This is a genomic window from uncultured Castellaniella sp. (assembly GCF_937988725.1).
Classification (GTDB): domain Bacteria; phylum Pseudomonadota; class Gammaproteobacteria; order Burkholderiales; family Burkholderiaceae_B; genus Castellaniella.
This window is the reverse complement of the sequence record NZ_CALKHS010000003.1, coordinates 269,014-283,437: the sequence shown is the minus strand read 5'-3', so window position 1 is coordinate 283,437 and position 14,424 is coordinate 269,014. Positions and strand designations below refer to the sequence as shown.

14 protein-coding genes are annotated in these 14,424 nt (G+C 67.4%); 5 read left to right on the top strand and 9 right to left on the bottom strand.

Annotation, left to right across the window (positions count from 1 at the left end):
- A complete protein-coding gene (locus Q0263_RS02760; protein ID WP_298013111.1) occupies nucleotides 1-705 on the top strand; it encodes a response regulator in 705 nt (234 codons plus the stop codon).
- A 12-nt stretch (nucleotides 706-717) separates the two neighbouring features.
- Here the strand turns inward: Q0263_RS02760 and fmt are convergent, their stop codons facing one another.
- Nucleotides 718-1,671: a methionyl-tRNA formyltransferase gene (gene fmt / locus Q0263_RS02755; RefSeq protein ID WP_298013109.1), complete on the bottom strand. Its 954-nt coding sequence runs from the start codon at nucleotides 1,669-1,671 to the stop codon at nucleotides 718-720.
- A gap of 4 nt (nucleotides 1,672-1,675) precedes the next feature.
- A complete protein-coding gene (gene def / locus Q0263_RS02750; protein ID WP_298013107.1) occupies nucleotides 1,676-2,200 on the bottom strand; it encodes a peptide deformylase in 525 nt (174 codons plus the stop codon).
- A gap of 133 nt (nucleotides 2,201-2,333) precedes the next feature.
- On the opposite strand from def, the gene dprA reads away from it, so the two are divergent.
- The 3 genes from dprA to Q0263_RS02735 all read left to right on the top strand — a co-directional run bounded on the left by dprA (nucleotide 2,334) and on the right by Q0263_RS02735 (nucleotide 5,070).
- Nucleotides 2,334-3,476, top strand: coding sequence for a DNA-processing protein DprA (gene dprA, locus Q0263_RS02745; protein ID WP_298013105.1), 1,143 nt, complete (start codon nucleotides 2,334-2,336; stop codon nucleotides 3,474-3,476).
- A 118-nt stretch (nucleotides 3,477-3,594) separates the two neighbouring features.
- Nucleotides 3,595-4,497, top strand: coding sequence for a hydroxymethylglutaryl-CoA lyase (locus Q0263_RS02740; protein ID WP_298013103.1), 903 nt, complete (start codon nucleotides 3,595-3,597; stop codon nucleotides 4,495-4,497).
- A 99-nt stretch (nucleotides 4,498-4,596) separates the two neighbouring features.
- The gene (locus Q0263_RS02735) at nucleotides 4,597-5,070 is read left to right on the top strand and encodes a hypothetical protein (protein ID WP_298013102.1); all 474 of its coding nucleotides are present in this window, start codon (nucleotides 4,597-4,599) and stop codon (nucleotides 5,068-5,070) included.
- A 78-nt stretch (nucleotides 5,071-5,148) separates the two neighbouring features.
- Here the strand turns inward: Q0263_RS02735 and Q0263_RS02730 are convergent, their stop codons facing one another.
- The 7 genes from Q0263_RS02730 to Q0263_RS02700 form a co-directional block, all read right to left on the bottom strand.
- Nucleotides 5,149-6,420: an AMP-binding protein gene (locus Q0263_RS02730; protein ID WP_298013100.1), complete on the bottom strand. Its 1,272-nt coding sequence runs from the start codon at nucleotides 6,418-6,420 to the stop codon at nucleotides 5,149-5,151.
- Nucleotides 6,421-6,435: 15 nt separating this feature from the next.
- Nucleotides 6,436-7,263 carry an ABC transporter ATP-binding protein gene (locus tag Q0263_RS02725; protein WP_298013098.1) on the bottom strand — a complete coding sequence of 276 codons (828 nt, stop codon included), beginning with the start codon at nucleotides 7,261-7,263 and terminating at the stop codon, nucleotides 6,436-6,438.
- Nucleotides 7,264-7,308: 45 nt separating this feature from the next.
- Complete coding sequence (locus Q0263_RS02720; RefSeq protein ID WP_298013096.1) at nucleotides 7,309-8,640, bottom strand: ABC transporter substrate-binding protein; 1,332 nt, start codon at nucleotides 8,638-8,640, stop codon at nucleotides 7,309-7,311.
- A gap of 124 nt (nucleotides 8,641-8,764) precedes the next feature.
- The gene (locus Q0263_RS02715; RefSeq protein WP_298013094.1) at nucleotides 8,765-9,826 is read right to left on the bottom strand and encodes a branched-chain amino acid ABC transporter permease; all 1,062 of its coding nucleotides are present in this window, start codon (nucleotides 9,824-9,826) and stop codon (nucleotides 8,765-8,767) included.
- 32 nt (nucleotides 9,827-9,858) lie between these two features.
- The gene (locus tag Q0263_RS02710) at nucleotides 9,859-10,788 is read right to left on the bottom strand and encodes a branched-chain amino acid ABC transporter permease (protein WP_298013092.1); all 930 of its coding nucleotides are present in this window, start codon (nucleotides 10,786-10,788) and stop codon (nucleotides 9,859-9,861) included.
- Nucleotides 10,789-10,797: 9 nt separating this feature from the next.
- Complete coding sequence (locus tag Q0263_RS02705; protein WP_298013090.1) at nucleotides 10,798-11,631, bottom strand: ABC transporter ATP-binding protein; 834 nt, start codon at nucleotides 11,629-11,631, stop codon at nucleotides 10,798-10,800.
- Complete coding sequence (locus Q0263_RS02700) at nucleotides 11,632-13,593, bottom strand: AMP-binding protein (RefSeq protein WP_298013087.1); 1,962 nt, start codon at nucleotides 13,591-13,593, stop codon at nucleotides 11,632-11,634. It lies immediately after the preceding gene.
- Between the two features lie 147 nt (nucleotides 13,594-13,740).
- Here Q0263_RS02700 and Q0263_RS02695 point away from each other — a divergent pair, with 147 nt between their 5' ends.
- Nucleotides 13,741-14,415, top strand: coding sequence for a Crp/Fnr family transcriptional regulator (locus tag Q0263_RS02695; RefSeq protein WP_298013085.1), 675 nt, complete (start codon nucleotides 13,741-13,743; stop codon nucleotides 14,413-14,415).
- Nucleotides 14,416-14,424 lie beyond the last annotated feature (9 nt).

The window sequence follows — 14,424 nt, the reverse complement described above, 5'->3', positions numbered from 1 at the left end:
ATGGCCAGAATTCTGGTGGTCGACGACGAAATCGGCATTCGCGAACTGCTGTCCGAAATTCTCTACGACGAAGGCCACACGGTCGAACTCGCGGAAAATGCCGCTCAGGCCCGCGACTACCGCCTGCGTCAAAGACCGGATCTGGTCCTGCTGGACATCTGGATGCCCGACATCGACGGGGTCAGCCTGCTGAAGGAATGGTCCAGCCAGGGTCTGCTGAACATGCCGGTCATCATGATGAGCGGCCACGCCACGGTGGACACCGCCGTGGAAGCCACCCGCATCGGCGCCGTCGACTTCCTGGAAAAACCCATCACCCTGCAAAAGCTGCTGAAGACCGTGGCGGCCGGCCTGGCCCGTCCGGTCATCCCGGCGTCCATGCGCAGCCGCACTGAACGGCCCGTCATGCCCGACCCGGTGTTCACCCAGCCGCCCGCGATCAACAACGCCGCGACAGCGGCAGCGCCTGCTCCGGCCGCCGTCGCGGCCACGGACGATTCCCACCTGGGCGCGATTTCCCTGAACCAGCCGCTGCGCGAAGCGCGCGACGAATTCGAGCGCATCTATTTCGAATACCACCTGCTGCACGAAAATCACAGCATGACGCGGGTATCCGAACGCACCGGGCTGGAACGCACCCACCTGTACCGCAAGCTCAAACAGCTGGGCATCGACACGTCGCGCAAGAAATCATCCGGCGGCTGAACGGCCGCGCGGTCACGGCGCCCGGTACGATTGCAGGAAGACATCCGCCGGCTGACGCCGGCTGCCGGGCTTCTGCAGCACGGTGATCCGCAGCAGGCCATCCGCCGTCGCCACGTCGATGCCTTCGCGGCCCGTGCGCACGACGGCGCCGGGCGCTTCCCCGCCCGGGCGACGATCCGGGGGCAAGGCATGCGCGGCCCAGACCTTCACCGGCTGATCGATCCCCGGCAGGACCATCGTCGTCCCCGGAAACGGATCGAAGGCTCGGATGCGGCGGGCCAGCACGGCCGCCGGCAGGGAAAAATCCAGGACCGATTCGGATTTCTGCAGCTTGTCGGCGTACGTGATGCCATCCAGAGGCTGCGGCACGGGCGCCGGCGCGCGCCCCGCATCCAGCTCGCCCAGCACCCGGACGATGGCCCCGGCGCCGTCCTGCGCCAGCGCATCATGCAGGCTGGCGCCGGTGTCGTCCGGCCCGATGGGCCGTTCCACCTGCAGCAGCATGGCGCCGGTGTCCAGGCCCGCATCCATCTGCATGATCGTGATGCCGCTGGCCGCATCCCCGGCCTCGATGGCCCGCTGGATGGGCGCCGCCCCCCGCCAGCGCGGCAGGAGGCTGACGTGGATGTTCAGGCAGCCGTGGCGCGGCAGATCCAGCACCCACTGGGGCAGGATAAGGCCATAGGCCGCCACCACCATCACGTCCGGCGCCCAGGCCTGCAGCGCGGCCTGCGCGGACCGGGCCTCGTCGGCGAACTTGCCGTCCAGGCGCAGGCTGCGCGGCTGCTGCACGGCCACGCCGGCGTCCAGCGCCGCCTGCTTGACGGGGCCGGGCTGCAATTTCATGCCTCGCCCGGAAGGGCGATCCGGCTGGGTCAGGACACCCGCGACCTGGTGCCCCGCCTGCAGGATGGCGGCCAGGGCCTGGCGGGCGAATTCGGGGGTTCCGGCAAAGACGACCCGCATGCCCTCAGACCCCGGCGGCTTCGCGCTGGGATTCGCGCTGCTGCTTGCGCAGGCGCGTGCGGATGCGGTTCTGCTTCAGCACGGACAGGTATTCGACGAAGACCTTGCCCAGCAGATGGTCCAGTTCATGCTGCACGCAGACGGCCAGCAGGCCTTCGGCGTCGAATTCGTAGGGCTCGCCCTGCTCGTTGAGCGCGCGCACGTGGATGCGGGCCGAACGCTCGACTTCGTCGTAGACGCCCGGCACCGACAGGCAGCCTTCTTCGTAGACCTGCAGTTCGTCGCTTTTCCAGGTGATCTCGGGATTGATCAGCACATGCAGGTCGTCGCCGTCTTCGGACACGTCGATGACGACCACGCGTTCGTGGACATCGACCTGCGTGGCCGCCAGGCCCACGCCCGGCGCGGCATACATGGTTTCGGCCATGTCGCGCACCAGTTGGCGAATGCGGTCATCCACCTGCTGCACCGGGGCAGCGACCTTGTGCAGCCGGGGATCCGGATATTTGAGGATGGGAAGCAAAGCCATGTTGATTGCCTGATTCTGTGATGCCTAAAGCTCTATCATAAAACATGTTTTCCCGATGAAACCGTCCACGGGCCAAGACAGAAACATCCCGCCGGGACCGGCCCGGGGCGTTCATTCATGGCACACTGGCGCCATGCCACTGACCATTGCCGAAGACGAACTGCGGGCCTGGATCCGCCTGAGCCTCGAACCCGAACTGGGGGCGGCGCGCATCCGCCTGCTCCTGTCGGTCTTCGGCATGCCGCAGGACATCTGCGCGGCGTCCACCGGCAGCCTGGCCCGGTACCTGGATCCCGGCCTGGCGGCGCGGCTGCGCCAGGCCCCCGACGAGCCCCTGCGGCAGGCCATAGCCGCCAGTCTGGGCTGGCTGGCGGAACCCGGCCATCATCTGCTGACGCTGGCCGACCCCCTGTATCCCCAGGCCCTGTTCGAATTGAACGATCCGCCGCCCATCCTGTACGCGCACGGGCAGCTGGACATCCTGAGCCGGCCGATGCTGGCCATCGTCGGCGCCCGCAGCGCCACGCCCGAAGGCGCCCGCAACGCGCACGATTTCGCGCGCCACCTGGCGCAACAGGGCTGGTGCGTGGTCAGCGGCCTGGCCAGCGGCATCGACGGGGCGGCCCATGCCGGCGCGCTGGACGCGGGCGCGTCGGGCGGCGGCACCCTGGCCGTGCTGGGAACCGGCATCGACCGGGTCTATCCGCCCGCCCATCGCGCCCTGGCGCACCGCATCGCGGAACACGGCCTGATGCTGTCGGAATTCCCGCTGGGCGCCCAGGGCCTGCCTTTTCATTTTCCCCAGCGCAACCGCATCGTGGCGGCGCTGGGCCGGGGCGTACTGGTGGTCGAGGCCGCCGCCCGCAGCGGATCGCTGATCACCGCGCGGCTCGCGGGCGAACTGGGACGCGAGGTCTTCGCCATCCCCGGTTCCATCCATTCCCCGCTGTCGCGCGGCTGCCATGCGCTGATCCGCCAGGGGGCCAAGCTGGTCGAATCCGGGCAGGACATCGTCGAGGAACTGCGCCAGGGCGGACTCCCGGGAATCGCCGCCGGTCCCGCCGCGCCGCGCCCGGTCCCGCAACAGGAACCGGATCCCGAGGCGGCGCCCCTGCTGCAAGCCCTGGGCTACGAACCCGCCGACCTCGACACCCTGCAGGCCCGGACAGGCTGGTCCATCGACCGATTGACGAGCCGCCTGACCCTCCTGGAAATCAGCGGCGCGCTGGAACGCCAGCCGGACGGCCGCTACCGGCGGCTGCCGGACCGGGCGTAAGCCCCATCCAGGGGCCCTGCCTCCCACGCCCGCAGGCGGCGCGCTATGATCGTGGCATGACTCCACAGACCGGCTCCGGGCGCATCGGGCCGGGCTTCATGCATCGGCAAGGATCCCCATGAGCGAATACGTCAAGATCGTCGAAGTCGGTCCGCGAGACGGCCTGCAGAATGAAAAGCAGTTCCTCGATTCGGCGGTGAAGATCGAACTCGTCGACCGGCTGGCCGCCGCCGGCTTCCCCAACGTCGAAGCGGTGTCCTTCGTCTCGCCCAAATGGGTCCCCCAGATGGCGGACGGCGCGCAGGTCATGGACGGCATCGCCCGACGGCCCGGCACGATCTACTCGGCCCTGGTCCCCAATATGCGCGGCCTGGAAGGCGCGCTGGCCGCGCGGGTGGACGAAGTGGTGATCTTCGGAGCCGCCAGCGAAGCCTTTTCCCAGCGCAACATCAACTGCTCCATCGCCGAATCGATCGCCCGCTTCGAGCCCGTGGCCGCGGCGGCCAAACAGGCCGGTCTGCGCCTGCGCGGCAGCATCAGCTGTTCCCTGGGCTGCCCCTACCAGGGCGAAGTCCCCGTCGGCGCTGTCGTGGACGTGGCCGAACGCTTTCTGCAGCTGGGCTGCGACGAAATCGACGTGGCCGACACCATCGGCGTGGGCACGGCGGCCCAGGTAGCCCGGGTATTGCGCGCCGTGGGCCGGATCACCGACCTGGGCACCCGGGTGTCCGGGCATTTCCACGACACCTACGGCCAGGCCCTGGCCAACATCCTGTCGGCCCTGGACTGCGGGGTGCGAATCTTCCATAGTTCCGTGGCCGGCCTGGGCGGCTGCCCCTACGCCAAGGGCGCCACCGGCAACGTGGCCACCGAAGACGTGCTGTACCTGCTGCAGGGCCAGGGCCTGAGCACCGGCGTGAACCTGGATGCGGTCGTGGACATCGGGCAATGGATCTCCGGCCAGATCGGCCGGCCCACGTCCAGCCGCGCCGGCCGGGCGCTGGCGCTGAAAAAGGCCTGATCCGGAATCCCGCCCGCGAGGCCGCCCGGCCCGCGCGGCGTCCCCCAACCCCGCAGCCGGGCCGATCCGGCCGGCCGCGCCGCTCCGACTCACGAACCAATGTCCCCTTTCGACCGCCCCACTCCCGAAGAACACGCCACTCTCATGGAACAGATCGCCCCCCTGCCGCTGCGCGGGCGCGCCTGGCCGCGCTGGATCGGCGTGATCGCCTGGCTCATCATGGCCTTCATCGCGACGCGCCTGTTCCTGGTGCTGCGGCTCGCGCCCGAAAGCGCCCTGCCGCTGCCGGTCGTCGCCAGCCTGGTGGTGTGCTTCGCCGCGCTGCTGTGGATGAGCTGGCATATGTGGACATCGGTGACGGAAATTTCCGACTGGGGCATCCGCCAGTCCTGGATCTCGCGCCGCGAGGTCGCCTGGGGCGACATCCAGTCCACCAAGTTCATCCCGCTGTTCGCCTCGAAGAAACTGGTGTGCTTCGTGCAGAAGGGGCGGCCGCTGGTGTTCCAGGCGGGCAGCCCCGAACTGCAGGCGGCCTTCGCACGCATCAGCCTGGTCTACCGCAAGAAGATCTGACCCGCACGCAAGCCGGCCCATGCCCCGACCGTCGACGCACCGGCGGGCTCGGCCGCGCTCCCGGCCGGCGCGCCGGATTCAGTCGTAGCGGCGGACGTCCTCGATCACCTTGCCGTCGTTGGGCAGGCTGCCCGCCGGCACCACGTCCACGACGGCCCGCAGCTTGGTCTGGTCCCGCACCGTCTCGGCCACGCGGGCCACGTCCAGGCCGTCGGCCGATTCGACCTTCAGCGTCATGACGTCGTGCCCCATCTCGCCGGACACGACCAGGCGGGCGCGGCCGATCTGCGGGTGGCGGTCCAACACCCGGGCGATCTGCTCGGGATGCACGAACATGCCGCGCACCTTGGTCGTCTGATCGGCGCGCCCCATCCAGCCGCGGATGCGGCCGTTGGTGCGGCCGCAGGGCGACGACCCCGACATCAGGGCGGACAGATCCCCGGTGCCGAAGCGCAGCAGCGGATAATCCGGATTGAAGGTCGTCACCACGACTTCGCCGACTTCGCCGTCCGGCACGGGCTGGCCGGTGCCCGGCCGCACGATTTCCACGATCAGGTCCTCGTTCAGGACCAGGCCGTCGCGGGCGCCGGTCTCGAAGGCGATCATGCCCAGATCCGCGCTGCCGTACGCCTGGAAGCCCTGGATGCCGCGCGCCTGGAACCAGGCCTGCAGCGACGGCGGATAGGCCTCGCCCGAAAACAGCGCGCGATGCAGGGACGGCAGCGCCACCCCCATTTCATCCGCCTTTTCCAGGATGATGCGCAAGAAGCTGGGCGTGCCGGTGTAGGCCTGGGGCGCCAGGTCGGCCATGGCCCGCACCTGCTGCTCCGTCTGCCCGACCCCGCCGGGAAACACCGTGCACCCCAGGGCGTGGGCGGCGGTCTCCATCATCGAGCCCGCGGGGGTGAAGTGATAAGAAAAACAGTTGTGCACCAGATCCCCCGGCCGCACCCCCGCCGCGTGCAGGGCGCGGGCGAAGCCCCAATAGTCGGAGCGGGCGCTTTCGGGTTCGTAGATCGGCCCCGGCGACGCGAACACGCGCCGCGCCTCGCCCCAGCCGATGGCCGACACCCCGCCGAACACCCGCACCCGTTCCGCATCGCCCTGCGCGGCCGGCCGGGCGATGCGGGCGGCGTGCTGGATCTGCAGCAGTTCGCTTTTGCGCAGCACCGGAATCCGCGCCAGGGCGCCGCGCGACGTCAGGCCGGCGGGATCGACGCCTTGCAGCTGCCGGGCGATGGCCGGCGCCCGGTCCCGGGCGGCCGCCACCACGGCGGGCAGGCGGGCGAACAGCGCCTGTTCCCGCTGCTCGGCGGACGCCGTCTCACGCGCATCGTAGTAAGCCTGCATGCCATCTCCCGTGAATCAGGCCAGCCAGCGCTTGCGCCGGCGGTAGAACTTGGTGTCGCGAAAGCTGGTGCGGCCAGATCCCGAAACTCCCAGATAGAATTCCTTGACGTCTTCATTCTCAGCCAGCGACCGAGCCGAACCGTCCATCATGACGCGGCCGTTTTCCAGGATGTAGCCGTAATCAGCATACCGCAGCGCCACGTTGGTGTTCTGTTCGGCCAGCAGGAAGCTGACGCCTTCGCGCTGGTTCAGGTCGCGCACGATCTCGAAGATTTCCTCGACGATCTGCGGCGCCAGCCCCATGGAAGGCTCATCCAGCAGGATCATGCGCGGGTCGGCCATCAGCGCCCGGCCGATGGCGGCCATCTGCTGCTCGCCGCCCGACGTGTAACCCGCCTGGCTCTTGCGGCGCTGCTTCAGGCGCGGAAAATACTGGTAGACGCGGTCCAGCGCGGCCGTCAGGTCGCCGCGCCCCAGCTTGCGGGTATAGGCGCCGGTCAGCAGGTTTTCCTCGATGCTCAGGTGGGCGAAGCAATGCCTGCCCTCCATCACCTGGATGACTCCGCGCTGCACCAGGTCGGCCGGCGACAGCGATTCGATGCGTTCGCCGCGATAGTCGATGCTGCCCTTGGTGACTTCGCCGCGTTCGCCCCGCAGCAGATTCGAGATCGCCCGCAGCGTCGTGGTCTTGCCCGCGCCGTTGGCGCCCAGCAGCGCCACGATGCGGCCTTCGGGCACGCTGAGCGACACGCCCTTCAGCACCAGGATCACGTGGTTGTAGATGACCTCGATGCCGTTGACGTTCAGCAGGACGGCGGGTTCGGGGGCCTGTGCGCTTTCCATGAATCTTCTCCTGGGGGCCGGGCATGCGCCCGGCCCCGGCACGGCTTACTCGGCTGCACAATCCCGCACGGGCAGTTTCTTTTCCGTGGCGTATTTTTCACCCAGAGACTGCACCAGCGGCTTGATGTATTTCGGGTCGGACTGATACCAGTCGGACACCACATTGAACTTCTTGCCGTCCCACTGGATGATCCGCGCCCAGTCCGTGCCCATGTGGTTCTCGCACGTGGTCTTGACCGGCCGCATCAGCTTGGCGAACCCCAGTTTCTCCAGGCGGGCCTCGTCCAGGTTCAGGTTCTCATAGCCCCAGCGCACCTGTTCAGGCGTCATGACCTTGCCCTTGCCGAACTTTTCCTGGGCCGTGCGGATGGCTTCCACCTGCAGCATGGAAATCATCATGCCGCGCGTGTAGGCGATGGACCCGAAGGTCTTGCCGTCCTTGTCGGCGCCCTGGCCCTTGTCGTAGACGTACTTCTTGACGTCCTCGTGCACGCGGCCGTGTTCGGCGCTGTTCTGGATGGTGATGCCGTGATAGCCCTTGGCCGTGTCGCCCAGGTCGGCCACGTCGGTCTCCGAACTGGCCCACCAGATGCCGTACATCTTGTCGCGCGGATAGCCCACCGCCTGGGCCTCGCGGATGGCGGTCGGCGTCATGATGCCGGCGCTTTGCAGCAGGACGAAGTCGGGCCGGTTCTTGCGGATCTGCAGCCAGGTGGATTTCTGTTCCACCCCGGGGGCGGCCACGGGGTAGACCTGCAGCTCGAAGCCATTGTCCTTGGCGCGCGCCTCCAGCAGCGGGATGGGTTCCTTGCCGAACGGCGAATCGTGGTAGATCAGGGCGATCTTCTTGCCCTTGAGCTTGTCCGCGCCGCCCAGGTTCTTGGCGATGTCCTGGATCATGGAGTCGTAGGCGGTCCAGTAATTGCCCAGCAGCGGGAAGTTCCATTTGAACACCCGCCCATCGGCCGACTGCGACAGGCCATAGCCCACCGTCACGACGGAGCGGCCGTCCACCATGGCCTTGTCGGTCACGGCGAAGGTGATGCCGGTGGATTGCGTGTCGTATCCGGTCGCGCCGCCGAACTTGTCCTTCAGGCGCTCGTAGCATTCGACACCCTTGTCCGTGGAATAGGCGGTTTCGCATTCCTCGTAGACGATCTTGACGCCATTGACCCCGCCGTCACGCTCGTTGACCAGCTTCAGGTAATCCAGCTTGCCGTTGGCCCAGGGAATCCCCAGCGGCGCGAACGAGCCCGTGCGGTACACCAGCAGGGGAATGAAATTCTCTTCGGCGGCCTGGGCGGTGCTGGCGACGCCCGCCAGCCCGGCGGCTGCCATCACGACGGCCGCCGTGGCCTTGGTCAATGCATGTTTCATCTTGAGCTCCTCCTGGTGCTGATGGCACCTTATTTATGAAACGCATCCGGCTGGATGCATCCCGGGATGACGCCACCGGGACCCGCCGCCGGCACAGGACCACGCCTGCGCCGGGCGGCGCGCCCTAGTGGGGAAACGGCCAGATCCTCAGCTTCTCCTTGGCAATGCTCCACAGCCTGGCCAGGCCGTGCGGCTCCACGATCAGAAAGAACACGATCAGGAAGCCGAACACCATGTGTTCGATGTGGGCGGCGACGTCCACGGGGAGGGACAGCCCCAGGGCGTGCGGCACGTTGGTCAGCAGCACGGGCACCAGCACCATGAAGGCCGCCCCGAAGAAGCTGCCGATGACCGAGCCCAGGCCGCCGATGATGATGATGAACAGCAGCTGCAGCGAACGATTCAGGTCGAAGGCCAGAGGTTCCCAGGACCCCAGGTGGACGTAGGCCCACAGAGCGCCCGCCACGCCGATGATGAAGGAACTGACAGCGAAGGCGGTCAGCTTGGCGTAGACCGGGCGGATGCCGATGACGGCGGCGGCCACGTCCATGTCGCGGATGGCCATCCATTGCCGGCCGATCGCCCCGCGCACCAGGTTCTTCGTCAGCACGCCGATCACCGCGACGAAGCACAGCACGAACAAGTACTTCTGGACCGGCGTGACCACCGGCAGGCCGAAGAAATCCAGGGCCGGGACGGACACATTGCCGGAGGTCGAATAATTGGTGAAATACGGAATGCGCAGAAAAGCCCAGTCCATGAAGAACTGCGCCGCCAGCGTGGTCACCGCCAGGTACAGGCCGCGGATGCGCAGGCTGGGCACGCCGAACACGACGCCCGCCAGGGTGGCGAAGACCCCGCCCAGCAGGATCTGCACCACCAGGGGCAGGTCCAGGCGCACGCCGAAATTCCAGGCGGCGTAGGCGCCCACGGCCATGAAGGCCCCCGAGCCGATGGAGATCTGCCCGCAATAGCCCACCAGCACGTTCAGGCCGATGGCCGCCAGCGCCAGGATCAGGAAGGGAATCAGGATGGCCTGCAGCCAGTATTCCGACGCCAGCGCCGGCACGCCCACGAAGGCGGCGACCAGCAGGGCGCCCATGAACCAGCGGTCCTGGCGGATCGGAAAGATCTGCTGATCCGAGCGATAGGTGCTCTTGAACTGGCCGTTTTCACGATAGAACATGGATGCGGACTCCCCCGTGACGCCTGAACCGGTCAGACGCGGTCAATGATTTTTTCGCCGAACAGCCCCTGCGGACGGAACAGCAGGAACACCAGGGCCAGCACGTAGGCGAACCAGATCTCGATGCCGCCGCCCACGAACGGCCCCAGGTAGACCTCGGACAGTTTTTCGCCCACGCCGATGATGAGACCGCCCACGATGGCCCCCGGCACCGAGGTCAGCCCGCCCAGGATCACCACCGGCAGCGCCCGCAGGGCGGCGGTGGACAGGGTGAACTGCACGCCGAACTTCGACCCCCAGACGATGCCCGTCACCAGGGCCACCAGGCCCGCGACGGTCCAGACCACCACCCAGATGCGGTTCAGGGGGATGCCCACCGACTGGGCCGCCTGGTGATCGTCGGCCACGGCGCGCAGGGCCCGCCCCACCGTGGTGTACTGAAAGAAGAACGCCAGCGCGGCGACCAGCACGGCGGCCACGACCGCCGCGGTCAGGTCTTCCAGGCTGACCAGGACGCCGCCTTCGAACATGGAATCGAGGATGATGACCGGGTCCTTGGGCATGCCCACGTCGATCGAATACACCGAACTGCCGAACAGGATCTGGCCGATGCCGTCCAGGAAATAGCTGATGCCGATCGTGGCCATCAGCAAGGTGGTGGCTTCCTGGTTGACCAGGTGGCGCAGCACCCAGCGTTCGACCAGCACGGCGATCAGCCACATGAAGGCGGCGCTAAGCGCGAAGGCCAGCAGGTTGGCCAGCCACAGGGACTGCCCGCCCAGCCAGCCGTCGATCCAGCCCGACAGCCGGGCCATGGCCAGGGCGGCGATCAGCACCATGGCGCCCTGGGCGAAGTTGAACACCCCCGAGGCCTTGAAGATCAGTACGAAGCCCAGCGCCACCAGCGCATACAGCATGCCGCTCATCAGGCCGCCGATCACGGTTTCCAGAAAGAATCCCATGCTGTTTCCCTAGTGTGTGGTGCCCAGATAGGCGCGGATGACTTCCGGATTGCCCCGGACTTCGTCGGGCGTGCCGTCGCCGATCTTGCGGCCGTAGTCCAGCACCACCACCCGGTCGGAAATATCCATCACCACGCCCATGTCGTGCTCGATCAGCACGATGGTCGTGCCGAACTCGTCGTTCACGTCCAGGATGTAGCGGCTCATGTCCTGCTTTTCTTCCATGTTCATGCCGGCCATGGGCTCGTCCAGCAACAGGATGCGCGGTTCCATGGCCAGGGCGCGGCCCAGGTCGACGCGCTTTTGCAGGCCGTAGGGCAGGCGTCCGACGGGCGTCTTGCGCCAGGCCTGGATTTCCAGGAAGTCGATGATGTTTTCCACGACGGCGCGGTGGGCGAGCTCCTCGCGTTCGGCCGAGCCCAGGCGCAGGGCCTGGGCCAGCACCCCGCTTTTCATGCGCAGATTGCGGCCGGTCATGATGTTGTCCAGCACGCTCATGCCCTTGAACAGGGCCAGGTTCTGGAAGGTGCGGGCGATGCCCATTTCGGCGGCGCGGCGCGGATTCATGCGCGTGAACTGCTGGTCCTGCAGCAGGATGCGGCCTTCCTGCGGGGTGTAGACGCCGTTGATGACGTTCAGCATGGAGCTTTTCCCCGCGCCATTGGGGCCGATGATGGCGCGGATTTCGTGTTCGCGCACGTCGAAGGAGATGTCGGTCAGGGCCTTGACCCCGCCGAAGGACAGGGAAATGTTCTGCAGGTCCAGGATGGCCGGCCCGATGCGGGCGGCGCGGGCGGCGCCGGGCTGGAGTTCGTCCGCCACGGAGGCGATCTGTTCGGTCATTCAGGCCACCTTCTTCAGGGCTTCGGGCCGGGCGACGGCGGCCGGTTCGATCCGCAGGTCGGCGGCGATCCGGCCGCTGCGCCCGTCTTCGAACTTCACCTCGGTTTCGACGTACTGCCGGGCGCGGCCCTCGAACAGGGCGTCCACCAGCACGGCGTATTTCTGGGCGATGAAGGCGCGGCGGACTTTGCGGGTGCGGGTCAGTTCGTCGTCATCGGGGTCCAGTTCCTTGTGGAGGATCAGGAACCGGGCGATCTGCGACGCCGACAGCTTCGGGTCCTGCGCCAGGTCCCGGTTGGTCTGCTCGACGCAGTCGCGGATCAGGTCGTAGACCTCGTCCTTGGAGGCCAGGTCGGTGTAGCCGGCGTAGGGCAACCCGCGCCGTTCGGCCCAGTTGCCGACGGCCTCCAGGTCGATGTTCACGAAGGCGCAGACCTCCGGGCGGTCGGCGCCGAAGGCCACGGCTTCCTTGATGAAGGGGAAGAACTTGAGCTTGTTTTCGATGTACTTGGGCGCGAACAGGCTGCCGTCCGCCAGATGCCCGACGTCCTTCGCGCGGTCGATGATCTTGAGCTGGCCGTCCGCGTCCAGGTAGCCAGCGTCCCCGGTGTGATACCAGCCGTCCTGCGTATAGGATTCGGCCGTCGCCTGGGGATTCCGGTAGTAGCCGGTGAACAGCCCGGGGCTGCGCACCTGGATCTCTCCGGTGTCGGCCACGCGGATGTCCACGCCTTCGCAGGGCGGCCCCACCGTGTCGTCGCGCACTTGGCCGTTGGCCTGAACGCAGACGAAGACCGAGGTCTCGGTGGAACCGTACAGCTGCTTCAGGTTGATGCCGATGGACCGGTAGAAGACGAACAGATCCGGCCCGATGGCCTCGCCCGCCGTGTACGCCACGCGGACCCGGCTCATGCCCAGGGTATTGCGCAGCGGCCCGTAGATCAGCAGGTCCCCCAGCGCATATTTGAAGCGGTCCCAGGCCCCCACGGACCCGTCGCCGTCCAGCACGTGCGTACCGACCCGCCGCGCCAGGCGCATCGCCCGATGGAACAGCCAGCGCTTGAAGCGGCCGGCGTCTTCCATGCGGATCATGACGTGGGTGAGCAGGCCTTCCAGCACCCGGGGCGGCGCGAAATAGTAGGTGGGGCCGATGTCGCGCATGTCGATGGACACCGTATCCGGCGATTCGGGATGATTCACCGTGAAGCCGGTGGTCAGGAACTGCGTGTAGGAAAACATGTTCTGGCCGATCCAGGCGGGCGGCAGGTAGGCCAGCACGTCTTCCTGGTCGGTCAGGCCCTCGAAGCGCTCGATCACCCGCGCCCGGTCGATCAGCGCCTGGTGGCTGAGCACCACGCCCTTGGGCTTGCCCGTGGTGCCGGAGGTATAGAACATGGCTGCCGTGTCGGCCGGCCCGACGGCGGCCATGCGCTCGTCGATTTCCCCGGGCCGCTGGCCGATGCGGGCGTCGCCGCGTTCCAGCAGGGCTTCCCAGGACAGCAGCCGGGCGTCGCGGTAGTGGCGCAGGCCGCGCGGATCGTCGTAGACCAGCGCCCGCAGCGCCGGGCAGCGGCCGGAGACTTCCAGCATCTTGTCCAGCTGTTCCTGGTCTTCCACGACGACGACGCCGACCTCGGCGTCCTGCAGGACGAAAGCCATTTCCTCGGCCACGGCATCCTGGTAGAGCGGCACCGGAATGGCCCCCAGGCACTGGGCGGCCATCATCGCCATATACAGCCGAGGACGATTTTCACCCACGACGGCCACGTGCTCGCCCGCGGCCACGCCCAGATCGGCCAGCCCGGCCGCGATGCGGCGGACTTCGTCGGCCACCTGGCGCCAGTTGAGGGTCTGCCAGATGCCCAGGTCCTTTTCCCGGATGGCAGGCCGCTGGCCGCGCGCCTGCGCATGGTGCATCAACAAGGCGGGGAACGTCACCGCCGCGGCGGATTCCTGTACCATGATGTCTCCTTGGCCAGGCCGCATGCCATCGCAGGCGGCCGGGTGGTGCGCCCCTTATCCGGGGCGTCATGCGTCCTAAGGTACAGGGCGCATCCACGCCGGACTGTCGCACATATGACATTCGCATACGATCTAGGGTAATTCCCCATGAACCTGTCACGGGCTTTGCAGACCCATGCCGCCTGGTTTGACTTGCTGGACGACGCCCAGCAGGCCCGCGTCATCCGCGACACGACCCTGGCCCAGGTCGAGGCCGGGACCATCATCGAACACAAGGGCGTGGTGGCCGGCGCATGGATCGGGGTGATCGACGGCCTGATCAAGGTCTCGGTGGGCAATGCCGACGGCAAGCTGGCCTCGCTGACGGGCGTTCCCGCGGGCGGCTGGATCGGCGAAGGCTCCCTGCTGAAACGCGAAGCCCGCAAATACGACATCATCGCCCTGCGCCGCAGCGTCATCGCCCGGCTGCGCGGCGACACCTTCGACTGGCTGCTGGACAACAGTATTCCCTTCAACCGCTTCCTGCTGCATCAGTTGAACGAACGGGTGGCCCAGTTCATCGGCAAGGCCGAGCACGATCGCCTGCTGGCCCCGGACGCGCGCGTCGCCCGCTGCCTGGCGGAACTGTTCAATCCGCTGCTGTATCCCGGCAATTCCACCCGCCTGGAAATCACCCAGGAAGAAATCGGCTATCTGGCCCGCATCTCCCGCCAGCGCACCAACCAGGCGCTGCGCGCCCTGGAAGCGGCCCGGCTGTTGAAGGTCGAATACGGCGCCGTCCAGGTGCTGGACCTGGACGGCCTGAAGCAGTACGGGGTATGACGCCCGGGG